The following is a 15,820-nucleotide window of genomic DNA, read 5'->3' as shown; positions in this document are numbered from 1 at the left end:
CTACTATGCATGTAGAGGACGATATATGTAATAGAATACCGTGGTACCACCTCGATTGGATTAAAAAATCCCACTTGTTCAGGTACAGGAAAAATTCCGATACCCTATCCTTGTAACGGCGGAACCCGGGTTGCCTACTAATCTGTTCAGCATACCTCTCGCAAGCCCATTCTGTATATTTTATCGTACCGGGCTCACACCTTACCCCAGCTCTCTGAACGCATCAAATATACGTACTCTTCTTGCTCATCGATTTCATCTATTGAAGTTACTTGTGATTATAGAGTAGATTATTATATTTGTAAAGAAGAATTTAATTTATCCAGCTATATAAAGTGAAACTTCTATCAGTGAGATGTTCTTCATCCCCACTGATGAAAAACCCTCATTAATCGAGCTTTTGCGGGATAAATCCATTTTAATTTCCCCACATATAAATCGCTGCTATGAAAACCAAAAGATTGCCTGTTCTCGTTTGCTCACTTTGTTTTTACTTGGCATGGGGCACGCTTCTACGCATGATCGGATACTCTCTTCCACCTAAAAAGAAAGGTTTATCTCGTTTTTTTATTTATATTTTCAGCAATACGTGTATTCTATTCTACACATAGCCTTTCATCTAACTCTTGTAAAAACCTTTCCCTTTTTTGCTGATTTTGAATATATTCAAGCTTCAACACTTCTTGTAATAAAATATTCTGCCTTCTTTTTTCTAGAGACAATTTCTTCACTTTCATTCTCACTTCATATAAAAAATCAAGGTAATCTTCATACACCTCATCGTATTTCGCCGCAATATCATCCCGAATTTTTTTCGCAAGTTTTGGACTTGCACCTCCAGTAGAAACGGCAACATTGAGCCTCCCTCGGTGAATAGCTGCCGGAAAATGAACATTTCCGCTTTCGGGGTTAGTAATTACATTAACAAGCTGGTTTACTGCCGCATCTTGTGCAATATGTTCATTTAATATTGCATCACTTGTAGCTGCTACTACTAAAAACGCGCCTTCTAGATCACCTTTTTCATAGTCTTTTTGAAACCAACGAATATGTTTCGATTCTACAAGTTTTACTAAGCTCGCATCTAATGCACGACTCACTACAACTACATTTGCCCCTGCTTTTAGTAAAGGAGCGATTTTAAATGATGCCACTTTTCCACCACCAATGACAACAACACGTTTCTTTTCAATTCGTACTGTAAGTGGATACACACTCATCTCCCCTTAATATTTCTTCCGTTCTCTGAATTAGCATCTCTTGAAACATACGATTTTTCCCTAAATAAGGACTTACATATATATTTGTAGAATGGTATCCACGCACTTCCTTCTCAATATGTTTCATTAATAGACCCGTAAATAATAAATAAGGCAGAATGACAACATTCTCCTCATTTCGTTCTACAATTTCTTTTAATTCCCCCTCAAATCGAGGCTCTGCTGCGGCTAAATAACATACTTCTACCTTTCTAACTTTCTCCTCTTTTTCAAACAGAGAAGCAATACGCTTCATATCTTGTAACGTCTCAGGATCACTACTCCCCCTTGCAACTAGCAATAAAGTCACTTCACTTTCATACTCTTTAATGCCACTTCCCTCATACGTAGCCGATACAAGTGATTCCGAAACACCAAACGGATTTCCGTAAGTAATTGCAATGTAAGGAAATTTATTTTGCATTTTTTTTAATTCATTTGGGATATCTTCTTTCACATGCCCTGCTGCTAATAAAAAGACAGGAACAACGACAATTTCTGTTGCTCCTCTTCTTACGCAATTAACAAATCCTTCTGAAATAACAGGCTGTGCTAACTCTAAAAAACACAGTTCTTGAATAGGAGCTGATACACGGTTCATACAAGAAGAAACAAAACCTATCGCTTCTTCTTTTGCCTCTTTCAGCCTACTTCCATGACATATATATAACACAGCTTTCATTTTATAACACTCCGCTTACTGGATACGTAATGTCAGCCTGTTGTTCAAACCAATGGATTTTTTCACGAAAACGAACAACTTCCCCGATTACAATCATACTCGGATTTTGGATCTGCGCTTTTTCAGCAATCGTTACAATTGTCCCTAGCGTTCCTGTAATGGTTCGCTGAGATGATGTAGTTCCCCATTCTACAATAGCAACTGGCGTATCTTCCCCTTTTCCATGTTTCAAAAGCTGTTCACATATATAAGGAAGATTACTTACTCCCATATAAACAGCAAGCGTGTCGACACCTTTCGCTAAGTTTTCCCACTTCACTTCTTCTTCAGCACCATCTTTTCGGTGCCCTGTCACAACAGCAAAACTTGCGCTCGCATCTCGGTGTGTTACAGGAATACCCGCATATGCCGAAGCAGCTATCCCTGCTGTAATGCCAGGCACAATTTCAAACGGAATACCATGCTTCGCTAACGCTTCTGCTTCTTCACCACCTCTTCCGAATACAAATGGATCCCCGCCTTTTAATCGCGTTACGATTTTTCCTTTCTTTGCATATTTAACAAGAAAGGCGTGAATGGTTTCTTGTTTCATCGTATGATAGTTTGGCAATTTCCCACAATATATTAAGTCAGCATCTGGCTTTGCATAAGAAAGTAATTCTTTATTTACAAGTCGATCATATAAAATAACATCCGCCCGCTCGATACACTTTACTCCTTTTACAGAAATTAAATCTGGATCTCCCGGTCCTGCCCCAACAATATACACCTTTCCCATCATCTCTCCTCATTTCTACTATAAAGTGAAACTTCCATCAGTGAGAAGTTTCATCCCCCACTGATGGCTAGCCCTACAAATCGGGCACTAACGGGCAGTTAGCTTCTTTGATTTCCTAAAACCTTAAATTGAGGTTATTACTGCCCGTTAGTGCGGGGTAAAGTGAAACTTCCATTCCTATTACGAATGGAAGTTTCTATTCAAATCAGTGTCATTTTGTATTACAACGTTTCCTGCTCATGAATGACAAATGCTGCACCTTTTCGAATCTTCTTTTTTTCATATAGAGAGATTTCCTTCACTTCTGGCAGCGGTAAAAAATACTTCTCTAATTCTACCTCAACAAGTCTAAATGCCTGTTCCTCACTTTGTGCAACAACTACTACAGGAACAACATCATTTGCCAATACTGCTTCAAAACGATACAAATCCATATTGCTCCCTCCTAAGATGCAATCACTTCTTCTAAAATATGATTCAATGCTGCTTGTAAATCTTCTACTCCAACGCGTTCTACAAACTCATAAAATGTTTCAGCTGGCAGTTTCTGCTCTTTAAAGTATGTTAAAAACGATACAAGAACATTCGGAAGATCTTCCCCATCAATTTTCCCTTTTAATTTTTGGTTATAGACACCACCATCTAATAACGTACCACCTACATAAATTTCAAACGCTTCAACAATTCCTTTTTCTTTCGTTTTTAATTTCACTCCTTGCAAACCAATGTCCGCAATTTGTCTTTGTCCACATGAATTTGGACATCCTACCATATGAATGCGAACGGGAACATCTAGAACAAGCTGTGTATCTAAATAATCTGCAATATTACGTAGCCTTTCTTTTGTTTCTACTAATGCAAGGTTACAATACTCAATACCTGTGCATGATACTGCATATCCTATAAAAGATTTTGGACTTGCAGAAATAGTTTCAAATAAAGGCTCTTTTAACAGCCCTTCTATATTTTCTTCCGGAACATTCGGAATAATGAAGTTTTGTGAGTTACATGTGCGAATTTCACCATTCCCATACTGTTTCGCAATTCTAGCAATTTCAAAGAACTCTTCAGAGTGTAAACGCCCAACCGGTACATTAAAGCCCACATATGATAAATCACCTTGTTTTTGCTTATGAACACCGTAGAAATAACCCGCATTCCATCCTTTCAAAGCATCCTTTCCTTTATCATGTAAAGGCTCTGTATATTCTAATAATTTTTCTTTAAATTTTTCCGCACCCCAATCGGCAACTAAAAATTTCAAACGTGCTAAATGTCGCTTTTCACGATATCCGAAATCACGGAAAACTGTAGCTATTGCAATTGCTACCGACTTCACTTGCTCAGGAAGAATAAATAAATCTAACTCCTGCGCTAAATACGGACGGGCAGATAATCCACCGCCTACTCGCAGATGAAATCCTTCCACGGTTTTTCCATCAATCTCTTTTGTAGCCGGAGTAAAGGCAGCACAGTTAATTTCAGCATTTGCTGCATTATATACGTTTGTGCTAATTGACATTTTAAACTTTCGAGGCAAATTCGAAAATTCGTCATTATGTTGGAAGAACTCATATACCTCTTTTACAATTGGTGCTGTATCAAATAATTCATCACCATCAATACCAGCGAGAGGGTTCCCAATAATATTTCTTGTAATATCACCACAAGCTCCGGCTGTTGATAATCCTACTTTTTCTAAGCGGTTAAAAATATCTGGTATTTGACCAATTTCAAGCCAATGGAATTGAATCGCCTGTCTTGTAGTAATATCAAGAACATCACGACCATAATCTTCCGCAATCGAAGCCAATACCTCCACTTGTTCATTCGTTAAAATACCAGAAGGAATATTAACGCGCATCATAAAGTACCCTGCTTCTTTTGGGCGCTGTAAATATAACCCCGCCCATTTAAAGGAATCCCACTCTTCTTTCGGAATAGAATCAAATCCATTTTCAGCATAATACGGAATCGCTTTAAAGATTTCCAATCCATCTTTTTCTAATTTCTTCTTCTCTGTAGCATTTAACTTTTCATTGTTTGCCCACACTTTTTCATAACTCATTTTTATTCCCCCTATATAAAGCTACGCTCTTGTAAGTAACCGATAATTTGTTCTGCACATTGTTCGATTGAATAAATATGTGTTTCTACCACTACTTCTGCCTCTACAGGTTTTTCATATGGCGAATCAATACCGGTAAATTGCTTAATATCGCCTTGTCTCGCTTTTTTATAAAGTCCTTTTGGATCACGTTTCTCACATTCTTCTATTGGACACTTTACAAACACTTCGATAAATTCATTTTTTTCGAGAATATCTCTTACTTGTTGGCGATCCACTCGAAATGGAGAAATAAATGCTGTTAGTACAATTGTCCCTTGATCTACAAATAACTTCGCCACTTCACCAATCCGGCGAATATTTTCTGTCCGATCACTTTCGGAAAATCCTAAATCTTTATTTAAACCATGACGAATATTATCGCCATCTAGTACATAATTCCCAATATTTTTTTCGAACAATTTTCGGGCAACCGCATTTGCTACTGTTGATTTTCCAGAAGCTGATAATCCTGTGAACCAAAGTACAAAACTGTGGTGACCACTTTTCTTTCGTCTTTCCTCTTTTGAAACAGATGCTGTATGCCAAGTTATATTTACGTCCATCCTACTCTCTCCTTATTTTGTAACGACTTCTTTTTGTAAACCACGAATTAATATTTCTACAACTTCTTTACGGCTAAATTCACTTGGTGGAATTTCTCCATTTCGCAACATTTCTCTTACTTTCGTCCCTGATAAAATAACATGCTCTTCTTTACCATGCGGACATGTTTTCGTAGAAGCCATCGCTTCACATTTTGTACAGTAAAAACTATGCTCAAAGAAGAGTGGTGTAATCCCTAACTCTTCTACTGTAAAATTCGTAAAAATCTCTTGTGCTTCGTACGTACCGTAATAATTACCTACCCCAGCATGATCACGTCCCACGATGAAGTGTGTACAGCCAAAGTTTTTTCTAACCAGCGCGTGAAATATCGCTTCACGTGGCCCCGCATAACGCATTGCTGCTGGAAAAACACTTAAAAAGACACGATCACTTGGATAATAATTTTTCAAAAGCACTTCATAACTTTCCATACGTACATCAGCCGGAATATCATCTGATTTCGTTTCACCAACGAGCGGATTTAAAAATAAGCCATCTACAATTTCCAGTGCAGACTTTTGAATATATTCATGCGCACGATGAACAGGATTTCTCGTTTGAAACCCTACCACTGTTTTCCAGCCACGTTTCGCAAATTCGGCACGTGTTTCACTTGGATCTAAATGATAAGAATCAAACTTATCATTTTCAAAACGCTTCACAAGCGTAATTGTTCCCCCAACATAAATATTTGGCCTGTCATATAACTTTTTCACACCTGGATGGACAGTATCAGCCGTTTTATAAACAAGCAATGCTTCCTTTTCCTTATCCGGTGTAAAAATATCTTCTATTTGAATAACACCATACGTGATTCCTTCTTTGACAAGACGAACCTCTTCACCAATTTGAAGTTGTTCTGCCTGCTCCTCGGTTATTGGTAGTGTAATAGGTATACTCCATACATCACCGCTTACTAAACGCATTTTTTCTATAACAGATTGATAATCTTTCTCCTTTAAAAAGCCAGTAAGTGGGCTATAACCACCTGTTGCAAGAAGCTCTAAGTCACTTAAAGAAATTTTGTCCAATTCAATTTCTTTTGCAATACCTTTTGTTTCACATGTTTCATCAACACGATTTACTAATTCATTTGTTTCATTCATCTTCCTGTACGCCTCTTTCACATATATTTAAAATCAATCATGACCTTATTGAAAATGAAGGCCACATTCCGTTTTCATCTTTCCAGCCCATCGTCCGTCTCTTGAATCTCCACCTTCTCCCACAGGCAACGTACATTTTTCACACCCTATACTTGGGTAACCGACGTCGTGCAATGGATTGTAAGGTAAACCATGCTTATATACGTAACGCCATACTTCCTTCCACGTCCAATGAATAAGTGGACAAATTTTAATAGATTTGAAGCGATGGTCTTGATTGATAAACCTTGTATGTTTCCGCGTTTCAGATTGTTCCCTTCTTAGCCCTGATATCCACGCTTTTCCATTCAATAAAGATTCTTCAAGCGGTAAAATTTTTCTTAATTTACAACAGAGGTTTGGATTATGCTCCCACAGCTTATCGCCATGCTTTTTTGCTTGCTCTTCAAGCGTAAGCGATGGTTGCTTTTCAATAATTTCGAGATCCGGAAACCTTTCGCGCACTCGTTTAATTAAATCGTATGTTTCTTGAAAATGAACGTTTGTATCTAAAAATACAACTTTCGCAGATGGATTTACTTGGTTTATAAGATGTAACAAAACCATTCCCTCTACACCAAAGCTACATGCATATACAATTTCACTCTCATAATGTTTATAGGCCCACTCTAATACTTGTAACGCTCCTTTTGTTTCATCTTCCTCAGAAAAAGAAACGAAATCCTCTTTCCACATTTCATACGTCAGCATGTTTTTCCCCCTGTAACGCAAAAAGACGGTTTTAATCTAATAAAATAGATTAAAACCGCCTCTAGTTTTTCTAGTCAGCGCTTTTTACTTTAAGCGTACTTTTTCACTTTTCTCAAGCTGAATCACTTTTCCATCTTGCACAACAATTGTAATAGAACCATATTTCATATCCGCAAGCATCGTTTGAATTTTCTCAGCTACTTCGTCAAAATGTCCACGCACTCCCACGAACAGCCCCCCTTTTTATTCATAAAAAAAATCTTTTCCATTTCGAAAAGACTGTTCGGTAATATATTTACCTTATCTTTCAAAATGGATGCCATTTTGCTGGACTTAGCACCTTGCTTCTATAAGCAGGTTGCTGAGCTTCGTAGGGCCAGTTCCCTCCGCTTCTCTTGATAAGCTTTGTATTTGTATTTTATCATAATTCTGATTTTTTTCAATCCTAGTTTTCCGATATATTTTATATTTTTTATTTTTTTAAAAGGAGTTGCTCCATTTGAACAACTCCTTTTAGCATTATACAAGCTCTTTTATACGTATGCGATCGTTCCCAATTATGTTTTCATATGTTTCTCGTTCAACAACCACTTGTGATGTTCCACCTTTTGCAAATACTACAGCCGGTCTGCGAATACGATTGTAATTATTCGCCATAGAATATCCATATGCTCCGGTACAAGAGATCGCTAACAAATCTGCTGAAGCAACTTGCGGCAGTTTTATATCCCAAATAAGCATATCCCCACTCTCACAACACTTTCCAGCAATCGAAACAACTTCTTCAGCCTCTTCTTTTCCTCGATTTGCTAACATTGCCTCATAACGCGCTCCATATAAAGCTGGTCTTAAATTATCTGTCATTCCCCCATCGACTGACACATATTTACGAATACCCGGAATATCTTTTACAGCTCCCACTGTATAAATTGTTGTTCCTGCATCCCCAACAATACTACGCCCTGGTTCAATCCATATTTCTGGAAGAGGATAATTATTTCGTGTAAATTGGTCTCTCACTGCCTCGGTTACAGCATGCACATATGTTTCAAGTGTAAGTGGTGTATCTGCTTCCGTATAGCGAATTCCAAAACCTCCGCCGACGTTTAACACTGTTACAACATAACCAGTCTGTTCTCTTATCTCTTCTAAAAAGTTATGCAATACTTCGATCGCCCGAACAAATCCTGCTGTTTCAAAAATTTGTGATCCAATATGTGAATGAATACCTAACACATTATAATTTGATTTCTCTAACGCTATTTGAATCGCCTGCATTGCCTGGCCGGTAGAAACTCCAAAACCGAATTTCGAATCATCTTGCCCTGTTGTAATATATTCATGTGTATGCGCTTCTACTCCAGGTGTAACTCGGATTAATATATTTACAATTTTTCCATACTGCTGTGCTAAGTCATGTAATATTTCCATTTCAAAGAAATTATCTACCACAAAGCAGCCAATATCTGCTTGCAGCGCCATTATAATCTCTTCTTCCGTTTTATTATTACCATGAAAATGAATGCGTGATGCAGGAAAACCAGCTTGCAAAGCAGTGTACAATTCGCCTCCAGAAACAACATCTAAAGACATATTTTCTTCACGAGCTACTCGGCACATCTCCATGCACAAGAACGCTTTACTTGCATACGCTACTTGGTAAGAGAACCCACTTTCCTGGAAAGCACGATGAAATGCGCGACATTTCTCCCGAATAGAAGCTTCATCGTATACGTAAAGTGGTGTTCCATATTGTTTAGCTAGCTGCGTTGTATCGCAGCCTCCAATTTCTAAGTGTCCTTGCTCATTGATTCGGCTTGTGCCGTGTAAATACATTTGAATTCCTCCCTTATTTCCTCTAAAACTCATAACCCCAATCTTCTTCTATTCATTGCAGCGCGTTTTTAGATAAACAAAAAACGCGCGGAACAATGTTCACACGCGTTTCTTATTAGGAATAATGTATCATGAAAAAATAAACGAGTTGTTATCTTCTCAAATAAGAAACCGCATCAACATCTCCAAATAGCTCTCCATAAAATAAAATCTTATGACAGTACTACATTTATTCAATGTAGTCCCAATATATGAATGACGTGGTCACTCTTATATTTCGGCAATAGTCCCTTTCAATCTATGATCACGGATTCCACTAAATCTCCCATAGCTTACTCTTTCCTATCGCGGCCTCTACCTTTGAGAGTAGATGAGGTAAGTCTATTTAATTTTCAAACATCTTATGTTGGTATTAACAATACCAAACGAATAAATTATTTGTCAAACAATTTTTCACATTGTTTTTTTACAATTTAATTTCGTATCATTTGGCAAGCGCTTTATATCTATTTTTTTCACAGTCCATTCTCCTTCATCATTATCAAACGTAATTTTTATTTTTTCAAATGGCGGAAGCACTTTCCCACCTATGCCTGCTTCATATTTCGTCACTTCAATTACAGCTTGAAATAAATATGTACCACTATACAATTTTTTTAAACTAACAATCTTCGGACATTCATACGGTTTTTGTTTCCCATAATGCTTCTGAATCGCTACATTTATTTGTGGAAACAAAACGGAATAAAGAGCATCTTCTAATAACGGCGCATCATATTGTGCAGTAAAAACTGTAGGAGTGGAAAAGAATAAAAAACCACTACATATGAAACAAAATAACTTTTTCATCATAACCTCCGTATCAAAATGCGATATGGTTATTGTCTCCGTTTTCTTTTTTTCTAACCAATTCTTATAAAAATCATCCACAATTCTGTTTTGTTTTCGTATAATAGTACATAAAGATAAACGACTGTTCGTATATATAAAGTGAAACTTCTATCATTAGAAATACAATCACTAGAACCGTCACTTATAGTAGGAGAGGAGTATATTATGCTACAACATTTGTTTCCAAAATTACGATTTGCACTTGTTGCAGTCGTTTTATTATGGATAAAAACATATATTGTGTACAAGCTAGCCTTTGATATTAAAATTGATAGCTTCTTCGAAGAAATGATGCTATTGTTTAATCCAATTGCTTCATTGCTTTTATTTTTTGGTCTAGCTTTATTAGCATCAAAATATCGAAATCAAATTATTATTGGAATCAGCTTTTTACTGTCATTTATTTTATTTGGAAACGCGATGTTTTATGGGTTTTATAATGACTTTGTCACATTCCCTGTTCTATTCCAAACCAATAACATGGCTGATTTAGGAACAAGTATTAAAGAACTATTTACGTACAAAACATTACTTCTATTTGCGGATGCAATTATTCTAATGTTTATTTCACGTAAGTTCCCAAACTTTTGTGATAACACGCCACTATCTCGTTCTGAAAAACGGAGCTTTTTTGGTGGTATAACAGCTCTATTAGCATTACAAATTATTGTTTCGGTCGTTCATAAGCCACAATTGTTTTCACGTTCTTTTGATCGTCAAACCGTTGTGAAAAATCTAGGTTTATACACGTATCATCTATTTGACATTACACTTCAATCTAAATCTTCTGCAGAGCGTGTATTCGCAAGTGGAGACGGTTTTTCTGAAATTAAGAACTACGTGAATTCAAAAGATACACAAGCTGATAAAAGCTTATTTGGAGTTGCAAAAGGAAAAAATGTCATTCTAATTTCAATGGAATCAACACAAAATTTTGTTATCAACAAAAAAATCAATGGAAAAGAAATTACTCCATTTTTAAATCAGTTTATAAAAGATAGTTATTACTTCGATAACTTTTATCATCAAACTGGACAAGGAAAAACATCCGATGCTGAATTTATTGTAGAAAATTCATTATATCCATTAGACCGTGGCTCTGTATTCTTTACACATACAAACAATGAATACACAGCAACTCCTGAGTTGTTAAAAAAATATGGATACTATTCCGCCGTCTTTCATTCGAATGATAAAACCTTTTGGAATCGGGATATCATGTATCCAGCACTCGGATACGATCGTTACTTTAACCTAAATGATTATATAGGAACAGAACAAATGTCTGTTGGTTGGGGGTTAAAAGATAAAGAGTTCTTTGAACAATCGATCTCAAAACTTAAATCTTTACCAAAACCGTTTTATACAAAATTTATTACATTAACAAATCATTTCCCGTTTCTTTTAAATCCAGAAGATCAATATATTAGTGAGTATAATTCTGAGAGCGGTGTACTAAATCGTTATTTCCCAACCGTTCGTTATACAGATGAAGCTCTTAAACTATTTATCAATCGATTAAAAGAAGAGGGTTTATACGATAATTCAGTTATTGTTATTTACGGAGATCATTACGGAATTTCTGAAAATCATAATGCTGCTATGGCACAATTTCTCGGTAAGGAATCCATAACTCCATTTGATTCGATGCAGTTGCAACGTGTACCACTTATTATTCACGTTCCTGGTCAAGAAGGAAAAGTCATTTCAAAAGTATCTGGACAAATCGATATAAAACCAACATTACTTCATTTACTTGGTATCAAAACAAACCAATCTATTGAATTTGGTACTGATTTATTTACCAAAAATGAACAAACACTTATGATTATGCGTGATGGTAGTTTCGTAACAAACGATTATGTTTATACAAAAAATATGTGCTATAAAAAAAGCACAGGTGAACTGATTGATTCAACGATTTGCCAGCCGTATATTGAAAAAGCGAAAACAGAATTAAATTATTCTGATAAACTTATCTATGGAGATTTATTACGATTTGATCCTAACAATAAATACAAAACGGGAACAATGATAACTAAATTTGAATAACCTTAAAAGCACCCTCGGATAACAATTTGAGGGTGCTTCTTTCTTAGCTAAATCTTTACCATTTCATAAACATGGTAACTTTATTATATGAATACAAATTTAAAAACTGACATAAAACCCAATCTTTATGTGGGAGAGCGCATCCGGCCATGCATAGAAGCGGTCAGCTCCTTTTTTAGCCCCATGCCGAATGAAAACAAAGGGAGAAAATGAGCGGAGATCTGTTTTTGTTGTCATAGCAGTGATTTTTATATGTTAAAAATCAAAAAACTGATAGAAACCCTTTCTTTTTAGGTGGGAGAGAGTATCCGACCATGTATAGAAGCGATCAGCTCCTTTTCCTGCCCCACGCCAAGTGAAAACAAAGAGAGAAGGCGAGTGCAGGCCACCTTTTGTTATTCATAGCCGCAGCTTAGATGATGAAAAATCAAAATGGATTTATACAGCTTCTCACTTCAAAGGTCCAATAGAAATAAAGAAGCTAAGCACTGGATAAACTATTCGTGAAATCTTTCATGAAATGGGAATTTTTTCGTACGTGGAAAGAAATTTATGTTATGATAAAAAAAGTAAACTTTCATACACTAATTAAGAATTTATTACAGAAAGCAAGGGATCAGATTTTGTATAGAGCAGCAATTCCAAACTTATTTACGCTCGGAAATTTATACAGTGGATTTTTATCAATCGGCTATGCATCTTTAGGGTATTATAAACCAGCTGCTATTTTAGTACTAATCGGGATGATGTTAGATAGTCTTGATGGCCGGCTAGCTCGTTTATTGCGTGTTGATTCACAAATGGGGAAAGAACTTGATTCACTAGCAGATGTTGTAACATTTGGAGCTGCGCCTGCAGTTTTAATGTACTACACTTCCTTTTCCAATTATGGAATTATCGGACTATACATAGCAGGACTATTCCCTCTGTTCGGAGCATATCGCTTAGCGCGCTTCAATGTAACGCCTTCATCTACTTCTATGAAGTATTTCACTGGTGTTCCTATTACTGCAGCAGGAGGACTCGTTGCCTTCTTAACACTATTTTCACATACCATTCCAAAAATTGTCCTCATTACGGTATTTGTAACGTTTGCATTTTTAATGGTAAGTCGTATTCGTATCCCAAGTTTAAAAGATGTACCAATTCCACGATACAGTATTATTGTTACACTCTTTTTAATCGGAATTATTTATACAATGTATAAAACAAGCTTTGGCAATATTTCAGTATTTCTGTTCATTGCCATCCCACTTTATATTTTGTATATGTTATCTCAATTTATTAGGCAAAGACCTTCTCATAAAAAACGAGCAAATAAAGAAAAATAAAGAGACACCTTCCAAGCCGGAAGGTGTCTCTTTATTTTGTAACTAATTCCTTTTGATTCACAGGCGCTAATGCTTCTTTTCCTTCTAACACAGCTAAAATGTTACGTACTGCCATTTCAGCCATGGCATCACGTGTTTCAAACGTTGCATTTCCAACATGCGGAGTAAGGACAACATTTTTCAATCCCTTTAATCTCTCTGTAATTTTCGGTTCAAACTCAAATACATCAAGAGCCGCCCCTTCAATTTCATTTGTCTCTAACGCATGAGCAAGCGCTAGTTCATTCATAATTGGACCACGCGCTGCATTTACAATATATGCTGTTTTCTTCATCATTTTAAATTGTTCTTCATCAATCATATGATGGAGACTTGGATTATACGCACAGTTAATCGTAACAAAATCTGCTGTTTGTAACAGTTCTTCTAACGTTACATACGTTGCTTCCAATTCGTTTTCTGCCTCTAGCTTACGATTTGGACCTGTGTAAATAATATTCATTCCAAATGCTTTTGCACGTTTGGCAACTGCTTTTCCAATTTCCCCAAGACCGATAATTCCAATTGTCTTTCCATATACTTCTCGACCAAGGAAAAAGAGTGGTGCCCAGCCATTAAATCCCACTGTACGACATAATGTATCTCCTTCTGGAATTCGTCTTGCCGCAGCTAAAAGAAGAGCAAATGTTAATTCTGCCGTTGCTTCTGTTGAAACTTTCGGTGTATTTGTAACTGTAATTCCTTTTTCTGCTGCATACATGTAATCGATGTTATCGTAACCCGCACCATAATTAGCAATGACTTCCAAATTAGGTGCTGCATCAATTACCTCTTTTGTTACCTTTGTAGAAAGTAAGCTTAGCAGTGCATCTTTATCCTTCACACGTTTTGCTAATTCTTCGCTACTAATTAATTCTTCTTTGTCATACATTTCTATTTCATGATTTTGTAATAACTGTAATCCGATTTTTGGAATGTTTCCTGCTACTAATACTTTTGCCATTACTAAGCACCTCTTCTATTAAAAAATAGGAATTTCCTTATATTATATTGTAAGAAATCTAAGTTAAAAAAGCCAAGGAATTTGATTACAGTTCTGAAAACTGACACTTTTTCTCATAAGAAAAAGGGAGATGGAGATCTCCCTTTTCCTTATTGTTCTTCACTAGATTGTTTTCCAAGCTTTGCATCAATCGTTCCTTCTGCTACCGTATCACTAATTTGTTCTTGGATTACAGAGTTGACTTCCTCGTTTGTTTGAGAAGTATAACTTTGATTCGTCACTTTCATGTTCTGTTTGTTATTTTGTTTTGCCATTTAAAACCCTCCTTTATCATTCTTTCTTATTTTGAGCAAAAAGAAAGGTTTTCATCACAAAATCATTTTTCAATTTGAAACAGTTGTTGATTCTTTTTCAAGCAACTGCATCTTCCTCACCCGTTTTTCAAATGTAGCTACATGAGAGATACCATGATTACGTAATGTTTTCACATTTTCCTCGACATAATTTCCTAAATCATTTGGATAATGAGCATCTGATGAAAGAGTGATTGGTACTTTATGCTTTGCTAAAACTTGTAAATAAAGCGGACTTGGACACATTTCTCGAACAGGATAACGATAATATAACCCAGCATTTACCTCCGTTGCTGTATTTGTTTCTAGTAATACCTTAGCAATTCTTTCATAATATGGAACCTGCACATTTTCATCTAATCGATAATTAAACACTTTTATATTATCAAGATGAGCTACAATATCAAATACCCTGGAACGAATTGCTTTTTCGACTGTCGCAAAAAACGTATCATATAATGCATGTAACTCATGATTTTCAAAATATTCTTTCGTATCAGGGTTATCAAATCCCCAGCCATTAATAAAATGGACAGAACCAATCACGTAATCCCAATCTCCTAATGCCAATAAATTTTCTAGCTCTCGCTCGCCACCAATAAAATAATCAGCCTCAATCCCGAGACGCAGTACTACTCCTCGTTTTCTCCAGCGCTCCTTTGCCTCTTGGATCGCCTTTGTATAATCGTAAATCGATGCTACCCGTACTTGATCTAACCATTCTTTCTGCAAACGCCCGAGCTTTGATTCACTAATATCTACATATTTCTCGTAATACTCCTTTGCCTCATAAAAGCGATAGAGATGATCAACAATACCGACTTCTTTTATTCCTTTTCGCAGCGCTTCTTCTAAATAGAAATCAATCCACTCTACTGTAAATGGCCCTTCCTGCACTCTTTTTTGCAAGCGTTCTTGTGTTTTCATGAGCCATTCAATGGAATTCTTTTTCTCTTTGAGCGGTTGATAATATTCTAGCGCTTCATTTATTCTCGCCAACCATCGTATTGAATACGGGCCTTCCTCTAAATGAAGGTGATAATCCACTTTCATAGTTTCTCCC

Annotated in this window: 16 protein-coding genes, 2 riboswitches and 1 other annotated feature; of the genes, 2 read left to right on the top strand and 14 right to left on the bottom strand. The window is 36.3% G+C overall.

Annotated elements, in window-relative coordinates; all coding sequences use genetic code 11:
• Nucleotides 1–11: 11 nt before the first annotated feature.
• Nucleotides 12–259 (bottom strand) — a binding site (T-box leader).
• A 337-nt stretch (nucleotides 260–596) separates the two neighbouring features.
• The 11 genes from J4P91_RS01475 to J4P91_RS01425 form a co-directional block, all read right to left on the bottom strand.
• Nucleotides 597–1,214, bottom strand: coding sequence for an NAD(P)-binding protein (locus J4P91_RS01475; RefSeq protein WP_207992674.1), 618 nt, complete (start codon nucleotides 1,212–1,214; stop codon nucleotides 597–599).
• Entirely contained in the window at nucleotides 1,189–1,941 is a 753-nt protein-coding gene (locus tag J4P91_RS01470) for a sirohydrochlorin chelatase (protein ID WP_017152594.1), read from the bottom strand. The genes J4P91_RS01475 and J4P91_RS01470 overlap by 26 nt, the downstream gene beginning before the upstream one ends.
• 1 nt (nucleotide 1,942) lies before the next feature.
• Nucleotides 1,943–2,719 (bottom strand): uroporphyrinogen-III C-methyltransferase, encoded by a 777-nt coding sequence (gene cobA, locus J4P91_RS01465; protein WP_207992673.1) that lies wholly within the window; start codon nucleotides 2,717–2,719, stop codon nucleotides 1,943–1,945.
• Between the two features lie 221 nt (nucleotides 2,720–2,940).
• On the bottom strand, nucleotides 2,941–3,153 hold the full coding sequence (locus tag J4P91_RS01460) for a DUF3906 family protein (RefSeq protein WP_017152596.1): 213 nt from the start codon (nucleotides 3,151–3,153) through the stop codon (nucleotides 2,941–2,943).
• Between the two features lie 11 nt (nucleotides 3,154–3,164).
• Nucleotides 3,165–4,787 (bottom strand): nitrite/sulfite reductase, encoded by a 1,623-nt coding sequence (locus J4P91_RS01455; protein WP_017152597.1) that lies wholly within the window; start codon nucleotides 4,785–4,787, stop codon nucleotides 3,165–3,167.
• 11 nt (nucleotides 4,788–4,798) lie between these two features.
• Complete coding sequence (gene cysC, locus J4P91_RS01450; RefSeq protein ID WP_207992672.1) at nucleotides 4,799–5,392, bottom strand: adenylyl-sulfate kinase; 594 nt, start codon at nucleotides 5,390–5,392, stop codon at nucleotides 4,799–4,801.
• A 12-nt stretch (nucleotides 5,393–5,404) separates the two neighbouring features.
• Nucleotides 5,405–6,541, bottom strand: coding sequence for a sulfate adenylyltransferase (sat, locus tag J4P91_RS01445; RefSeq protein WP_017152599.1), 1,137 nt, complete (start codon nucleotides 6,539–6,541; stop codon nucleotides 5,405–5,407).
• A 45-nt stretch (nucleotides 6,542–6,586) separates the two neighbouring features.
• A complete protein-coding gene (locus tag J4P91_RS01440) occupies nucleotides 6,587–7,291 on the bottom strand; it encodes a phosphoadenylyl-sulfate reductase (protein WP_207992671.1) in 705 nt (234 codons plus the stop codon).
• An 84-nt stretch (nucleotides 7,292–7,375) separates the two neighbouring features.
• Nucleotides 7,376–7,519, bottom strand: coding sequence for a YezD family protein (locus J4P91_RS01435; protein WP_003196202.1), 144 nt, complete (start codon nucleotides 7,517–7,519; stop codon nucleotides 7,376–7,378).
• A 69-nt stretch (nucleotides 7,520–7,588) separates the two neighbouring features.
• Nucleotides 7,589–7,696, bottom strand: a riboswitch (SAM riboswitch).
• Nucleotides 7,697–7,810: 114 nt separating this feature from the next.
• Nucleotides 7,811–9,127 (bottom strand): diaminopimelate decarboxylase, encoded by a 1,317-nt coding sequence (gene lysA, locus J4P91_RS01430; protein ID WP_017152601.1) that lies wholly within the window; start codon nucleotides 9,125–9,127, stop codon nucleotides 7,811–7,813.
• A 182-nt stretch (nucleotides 9,128–9,309) separates the two neighbouring features.
• Nucleotides 9,310–9,492, bottom strand: a riboswitch (Lysine riboswitch).
• 88 nt (nucleotides 9,493–9,580) lie between these two features.
• Nucleotides 9,581–9,976 carry a DUF3888 domain-containing protein gene (locus J4P91_RS01425; protein ID WP_017152602.1) on the bottom strand — a complete coding sequence of 132 codons (396 nt, stop codon included), beginning with the start codon at nucleotides 9,974–9,976 and terminating at the stop codon, nucleotides 9,581–9,583.
• Between the two features lie 207 nt (nucleotides 9,977–10,183).
• On the opposite strand from J4P91_RS01425, the gene J4P91_RS01420 reads away from it, so the two are divergent.
• The gene (locus J4P91_RS01420; protein WP_207992670.1) at nucleotides 10,184–12,070 is read left to right on the top strand and encodes an LTA synthase family protein; all 1,887 of its coding nucleotides are present in this window, start codon (nucleotides 10,184–10,186) and stop codon (nucleotides 12,068–12,070) included.
• A 623-nt stretch (nucleotides 12,071–12,693) separates the two neighbouring features.
• Nucleotides 12,694–13,401, top strand: coding sequence for a CDP-diacylglycerol--serine O-phosphatidyltransferase (gene pssA, locus J4P91_RS01415; RefSeq protein ID WP_026049256.1), 708 nt, complete (start codon nucleotides 12,694–12,696; stop codon nucleotides 13,399–13,401).
• Nucleotides 13,402–13,432: 31 nt separating this feature from the next.
• Here pssA and J4P91_RS01410 read toward each other — a convergent pair whose 3' ends face one another.
• The 3 genes from J4P91_RS01410 to J4P91_RS01400 form a co-directional block, all read right to left on the bottom strand.
• A complete protein-coding gene (locus J4P91_RS01410) occupies nucleotides 13,433–14,404 on the bottom strand; it encodes an NAD(P)-dependent oxidoreductase (protein WP_207992669.1) in 972 nt (323 codons plus the stop codon).
• A gap of 149 nt (nucleotides 14,405–14,553) precedes the next feature.
• The gene (locus J4P91_RS01405) at nucleotides 14,554–14,718 is read right to left on the bottom strand and encodes a DUF4025 domain-containing protein (RefSeq protein WP_017152606.1); all 165 of its coding nucleotides are present in this window, start codon (nucleotides 14,716–14,718) and stop codon (nucleotides 14,554–14,556) included.
• A 69-nt stretch (nucleotides 14,719–14,787) separates the two neighbouring features.
• A complete protein-coding gene (locus J4P91_RS01400; RefSeq protein ID WP_207992668.1) occupies nucleotides 14,788–15,810 on the bottom strand; it encodes a histidinol phosphate phosphatase domain-containing protein in 1,023 nt (340 codons plus the stop codon).
• Nucleotides 15,811–15,820 lie beyond the last annotated feature (10 nt).

Source organism: Bacillus sp. XF8 (assembly GCF_017498755.1).
In the GTDB taxonomy this organism is placed as follows: Bacteria; Bacillota; Bacilli; order Bacillales; family Bacillaceae_G; genus Bacillus_A; species Bacillus_A bingmayongensis.
The sequence above is the reverse complement of the archived record's forward strand: the minus strand, read 5'-3'. Positions and strand labels throughout refer to the sequence as shown.

Bases quoted from the DNA above. Each gene is read 5' to 3' on its own strand.
- sat (WP_017152599.1), bottom strand. From the start codon at position 6,541: ATGAATGAAACAAATGAATTAGTAAATCGTGTTGATGAAACATGTGAA.
- J4P91_RS01400 (WP_207992668.1), bottom strand. From the start codon at position 15,810: ATGAAAGTGGATTATCACCTTCATTTAGAGGAAGGCCCGTATTCAATA.
- cobA (WP_207992673.1), bottom strand. From the start codon at position 2,719: ATGGGAAAGGTGTATATTGTTGGGGCAGGACCGGGAGATCCAGATTTA.
- J4P91_RS01420 (WP_207992670.1), top strand. From the start codon at position 10,184: ATGCTACAACATTTGTTTCCAAAATTACGATTTGCACTTGTTGCAGTC.
- J4P91_RS01460 (WP_017152596.1), bottom strand. From the start codon at position 3,153: ATGGATTTGTATCGTTTTGAAGCAGTATTGGCAAATGATGTTGTTCCT.
- J4P91_RS01405 (WP_017152606.1), bottom strand. From the start codon at position 14,718: ATGGCAAAACAAAATAACAAACAGAACATGAAAGTGACGAATCAAAGT.
- lysA (WP_017152601.1), bottom strand. From the start codon at position 9,127: ATGTATTTACACGGCACAAGCCGAATCAATGAGCAAGGACACTTAGAA.
- J4P91_RS01455 (WP_017152597.1), bottom strand. From the start codon at position 4,787: ATGAGTTATGAAAAAGTGTGGGCAAACAATGAAAAGTTAAATGCTACA.
- J4P91_RS01425 (WP_017152602.1), bottom strand. From the start codon at position 9,976: ATGAAAAAGTTATTTTGTTTCATATGTAGTGGTTTTTTATTCTTTTCC.
- J4P91_RS01440 (WP_207992671.1), bottom strand. From the start codon at position 7,291: ATGCTGACGTATGAAATGTGGAAAGAGGATTTCGTTTCTTTTTCTGAG.
- J4P91_RS01470 (WP_017152594.1), bottom strand. From the start codon at position 1,941: ATGAAAGCTGTGTTATATATATGTCATGGAAGTAGGCTGAAAGAGGCA.
- J4P91_RS01410 (WP_207992669.1), bottom strand. From the start codon at position 14,404: ATGGCAAAAGTATTAGTAGCAGGAAACATTCCAAAAATCGGATTACAG.
- cysC (WP_207992672.1), bottom strand. From the start codon at position 5,392: ATGGACGTAAATATAACTTGGCATACAGCATCTGTTTCAAAAGAGGAA.